Source organism: Lyngbya sp. CCY1209 (assembly GCF_055795065.1).
In genome coordinates this window covers 1-4,633 of the sequence record NZ_JAYFER010000415.1, presented here as the reverse complement: position 1 = coordinate 4,633, position 4,633 = coordinate 1, and the positions used below count along the sequence as shown (strand labels likewise).

5 protein-coding genes and 1 pseudogene are annotated in these 4,633 nt (G+C 54.1%); 5 read left to right on the top strand and 1 reads right to left on the bottom strand.

Features of this window, described 5'->3' with window-relative positions:
- Positions 1-166: 166 nt before the first annotated feature.
- Positions 167-763 carry a peroxiredoxin gene (locus tag AC0QHF_RS12450; protein WP_324704539.1) on the top strand — a complete coding sequence of 199 codons (597 nt, stop codon included), beginning with the start codon at positions 167-169 and terminating at the stop codon, positions 761-763.
- Positions 764-917: 154 nt separating this feature from the next.
- Entirely contained in the window at positions 918-1,466 is a 549-nt protein-coding gene (locus AC0QHF_RS12445) for a peroxiredoxin family protein (RefSeq protein ID WP_324704538.1), read from the top strand.
- Positions 1,467-1,607: 141 nt separating this feature from the next.
- On the opposite strand, the gene AC0QHF_RS12440 is transcribed toward AC0QHF_RS12445, so the two are convergent.
- Positions 1,608-2,648 (bottom strand): phosphotransferase, encoded by a 1,041-nt coding sequence (locus AC0QHF_RS12440; protein ID WP_324704537.1) that lies wholly within the window; start codon positions 2,646-2,648, stop codon positions 1,608-1,610.
- 578 nt (positions 2,649-3,226) lie between these two features.
- Here AC0QHF_RS12440 and AC0QHF_RS12435 point away from each other — a divergent pair.
- The 3 genes and pseudogenes from AC0QHF_RS12435 to AC0QHF_RS12425 all read left to right on the top strand — a co-directional run.
- A complete protein-coding gene (locus AC0QHF_RS12435) occupies positions 3,227-3,424 on the top strand; it encodes a hypothetical protein (RefSeq protein WP_324704536.1) in 198 nt (65 codons plus the stop codon).
- Positions 3,425-3,668: 244 nt separating this feature from the next.
- The gene (locus AC0QHF_RS12430) at positions 3,669-3,986 is read left to right on the top strand and encodes a hypothetical protein (protein WP_324704535.1); all 318 of its coding nucleotides are present in this window, start codon (positions 3,669-3,671) and stop codon (positions 3,984-3,986) included.
- A gap of 12 nt (positions 3,987-3,998) precedes the next feature.
- Positions 3,999-4,633, top strand: a pseudogene (locus AC0QHF_RS12425) (response regulator); the annotation flags it as partial.

Sequence of the window (4,633 nt, the reverse complement as noted above, 5' to 3'; positions counted from 1 at the left end):
TGGCTGGTGCAAACCTGTCAGGGCAAGTCGGATCGTTGAAGGAAGAATCTCCGTCGCTTTAGCGCGGGGAGTGTCAACACACAGCGCCCCGCAATTCGAGTATGATATTCTCGTAACAAATTGTAAACTCAGCCCGTACTTGACTTTGCAAGGAGACTCTCAAGTTATGACCAACGAGTGTATTCGCGTCGGCTTACCCGCACCGGATTTCACCGCCACGGCCGTGATCGACCAAGAATTCAAAACCATCAAATTATCCGACTATCGCGGCCAGTACCTGGTCTTATTCTTCTATCCGTTGGACTTCACGTTCGTCTGCCCCACGGAAATCACCGCTTTCAGCGATCGCGCCGAAGAATTTTCCGCCATCAACACCCAAATCCTCGGGGTTTCCGTCGATAGCGAATTCTCTCACCTGGCCTGGATTCAAACCGACCGCAAGTCCGGCGGCGTCGGCGACCTCAACTATCCCCTCGTCTCCGACATCAAAAAAGAAATCAGCGCCGCCTACAACGTCCTCGACCCCGAAGCCGGCATCGCCCTCCGCGGCCTGTTCATCATCGACAAAGACGGCATCATCCAACACGCCACCATCAACAACCTCGCCTTCGGGCGCAACGTCGATGAAACCCTCCGCACCCTCCAGGCCATCCAATACGTCCAAACCAACCCAGACGAAGTCTGTCCGGCGGGGTGGCAACCGGGCGAAAAGACGATGAACCCCGATCCGGTCAAGTCGAAAGAATTCTTCGCCGCGATTTAAATCGGGTGTGGGGATTGTAGGGGCGCCGCGTCTTGCGCCCTGATTTGAGATTCTCCCCCGACATCCGTCCCCACAGATGCCCGAAAGCCGATACCTGAAAGCTGACAACTCAGAGCTATAAAATAAAAAGCGTTATCGCGTTGCGCCCGAAATTATGCTGACCTCCAACGACTTCAGCGGACTGCTGAACCGACGCTTTTTCAACAACTTCGTCCCCGTCCCCGCCACCGATCGCCTGCACCTAGGGCGGAAAACGCCGGACTTCGAGTTGCCCGACATCACCAACGATCGCACCGTCCGCCTCTCGGAATACCGGGGCAACACCCCCGTCATCCTGGCCTTCACCCGCATTTTCACCGAAAAGCAATACTGCCCCCTCTGCTACCCCCACATCAAGGCCCTCAACGAAAACTACGGCCAGTTCGTCGATCGCGGGGCAGAAGTGCTGATGATCACCAGCACCGACACCCGCCAAAGCCAGACCGTGGTCAAAGACTTGGGCCTGAAAATGCCCCTCCTCAGCGATCCCAGTTGCGGCATCTTCCGCCGCTACGAAGTCGGCCAAGCCCTCGGTGCCCCCCTCCCCGCCCAATTCCTCCTCGATCGCGAAGGCACGTTACAATACCGCCACCTGTTTTCTTTCCTAGAACCCAACGCGGCGGTAGACAACCTTCTCGCCGTCCTCGACGAGCTTCCGGGTTAGGGGGGCACAGGGGCACAGGGGCACAGGGGCACAGGGGAAGAATCTAAAATCTAAAATCTAAAATCTAAAATCCCCTACACCCGTTGCCCTGAGCGGAGTCGAAGGGCTACACCCTACACCCTACACCCTACACCCTACACCCTAAAACGGTTGCCAATCCCGGGCCTGCAGGCGCTTCAACTGTTGCAGTTGGCGGGAGAAGTAGCTGCGGTCGAGACGGCTGTAGTCGTACAGTTGGGCCGTGCCCAGAGCGATCGCCCAGGCCCAGATGTGGGCGACCTGGGTGAAGGCGGGCAAGGTGTATTTTTCCCAGTCCGTCAGGGGGGAAACCTCCTGGTATCCCTCAACGAAGGCGTCCCGGTTGCGGCGACTCAACCCGGCTTGTAGAGAGACTTGCAGGAATTTGGCGATGTCGAAAATCCGCCAGCCGTAGCCGCACTGGTCGAAGTCGAACAGGGTGACGTCCCCCTCGGGGGTGAAGTGGGCGTTGCCGCTGTGGGGGTCGCCCCAGCAGACACTCCACAGCGGCAGGGTTTTGGGGAAGTCGGCCAGTTGGGAACCGATTTGGTTGGCGGTAGTGTTCAGGAAGGTCAGATCCTCCGGACGCCCGTGCAGGAAGGGTGCGATCGCTTCCACAGACCGGTCCAGCAAATATTCTAAGGTCAGGGGGGCGCGATCGTGGTCGGTGGTGAACTGCTGCGAAACCTCGTGGAGGCGGGCCACCGTCGCCCCGAGGGTGCGACTCTGTTCCGAGTCGAGATCGCCGACGGGAACCTGTCCGGGGGCGTAGGTGAACAGGGCGGCGTACCGCGTCCCCTCCGGCGCGTTGATGTCCACCGACAGGCGCCCGTCCTTCGTCCGCAGGGCGCGGGCGACCGGGATCTCCCGTTTCCAGAGATAGTCTAACAGTTCCAATTCAAAGTGGGTTTCCGATCGCGATCGCCAGTGGTGGTGAGAAATCCGCAGGATGTAGGCGGTGTGGGCGGTTTCGATGATGTAGACGTCGCTCAACCCCCGGTGCCAAAATTGACATCCTTGCACCGCTTCGATGGGATATTGCGGGAGGACTTGAGAAATCAACGCATCGCAGGCTAACGTCGAATAGCTCACCGGAAATGTCTCTTCCGTCTTGACAAACTTGAGTCGAGTTTCGTTCGTTCTGGGTCGGCTAATCGCAATCATGGTTCTGGTTCTCCCTGCTTGGTAAGTGGTGGATTGGGTCGGGGGTCAGGTGTGGGTGCGATCGGCCTCGGATGAGCTCGGGCGATCGCTCCTACCAACCGATGTTGTCGCCAGCATTCCGCTGCGCCCTTGTTGGGGAAATGACATTCAATTCAAAGTTGTCTCCGTTTTTTTTCTACGCTCAAAAATAATGCAAAGGGGTTGCTCTGGACTGAAACTCACACCGACATCGGAACGATTTGAACGATCGCTTCCGCTTGTTCAATAGAATAAATCCCCCGACTTAAAATTGTAAGGGGTCGGGCTAATATTTGATATTTGTTTACTTTATCAGAACTTTTTCAACAATTCTTAATATTTCTCTCATCTGGAAGCAGCGACCGGGTAGAATGGTCGATATTTAAACTCACGAGCCGGGGTCACAATAGATATACTACAAATTCTCGTTTCGGGCAAGATCGATTTGAACGAAACGCCCGATCGCCACCCGCCGCGATGCCGATACTTTTTAAAATAAAAATGTCAAATCAACGACCGTTTTTGAAGCAAAATTGTAAAATAAACTACAGTTTCGGAGATTGATTCATGCTAAAAAAACCGGCAAACTCTGGAATCCCGCCAACTGGGCGAGTTGGAAGCCCTTCGGCCTCGGCGAACAGTACCCCAACAACAACTGGGAAGTGTTCCGGGGGATCTGGGAGAACCGCGATCGCCTACGGGGCGACAAAAACGGGGGTCGGAACTGCGGGAAATGGGCCGTCTGCCCCGACCCGTGAGGCGCGATCGCGGGGATGGTTTCGCCCGATCGCCGGTTGGATTTGCTTTTTCCATGGTCAAGGCTGTTTCATTCTCGGTTAAAAATTGTGGTGGGAGACGGGGGGAACAAAAGTCAATTAACAATTAATAATTAATCATTAATTGTTAATAATTATTCATGACTTGCTCCTTCTAGCCCTCTGCACCCCTGATCTAGCATAGATGATTTCTTGTTATAATCGGGATCAAACTTAAAACAGAGCTATGAAATTGATGCGTCAGGGGGACGTGATCCTTCACCAAACCCATAAATTTATCGATACCGAAAATTGGGGAGCCCGAGAACGTCCCGACTTGGTGTTGGCGGAAGGGGAAGTCACCGGACACGCCCACCGCATCACGGAAGGGGAGGCGGAACTGTACGACTTGAGAAGTCGTCTCTACTTGCGAGTCAATTCGGAAACGGCGATGCTGACTCACGAGGAACATCGGGCGATCGCAATTCCGAAGGGAGATTGGATCGTGAGAATTCAGCGGGAGTATGAACCCGGAAGTTGGCGTTGGCGATGGGTGGCGGATTAAGGAGGGCGAGTTGTGACTCCTGAAAAAATTCTCGTCATCGAGTATAGCCCGACAATTCAATGTTTACTTAAAGCCGAACTAGGCGAGACATTAAATGCCGAAGTTTTCGAGGCTAGGAGCCGTAAAATCGCCGGAGATATTTTGGACAGGGAAGGTCAAAAATTTTCTTTAATTATCCTCAATTGGCGGCTGCAAAAGCGGGACGGATTTGAGGTGTTTTGGCAGATTCAAGCCGAGGCGGATTTGCAAAAAATATCCCTGGTTGTGATGGCGGAGAAAAAAGAAACGATTGAACTCAAAATTCCCAGGTATTTTGAGCGATATTTTGAGTTTTTGAGTTTACCGTTGGTGAGGGAGAAATTGTGGCGGGCGATCGCATCGGCAAAGAAAAAAGCCGGTCGATCGCACTTATTTATCGAGTCAGGTCAGCCAGGGTATCCCTTGCACGCGATCGGAACACCCGCTATGATATTCGAGGACGATTATCGGGTCTATGCCCATAACGGCTGGATTTTCCGAGAAGGCTATCTCGGGGATATCACCTTACTCCGTCACGGTCTGGACTCCCAACAACACCTCCACGCCGAAGGGGAAGCCGCGATCGAATTTTCGGACGGATATCGCCTCTATTTTCATCACGGGGTGAG

Coding starts and splice junctions, on each gene's coding strand:
- AC0QHF_RS12450 (WP_324704539.1), top strand. CDS start 167: ATGACCAACGAGTGTATTCGCGTCGGCTTACCCGCACCGGATTTCACC.
- AC0QHF_RS12440 (WP_324704537.1), bottom strand. CDS start 2,648: ATGATTGCGATTAGCCGACCCAGAACGAACGAAACTCGACTCAAGTTT.
- AC0QHF_RS12430 (WP_324704535.1), top strand. CDS start 3,669: ATGAAATTGATGCGTCAGGGGGACGTGATCCTTCACCAAACCCATAAA.
- AC0QHF_RS12445 (WP_324704538.1), top strand. CDS start 918: ATGCTGACCTCCAACGACTTCAGCGGACTGCTGAACCGACGCTTTTTC.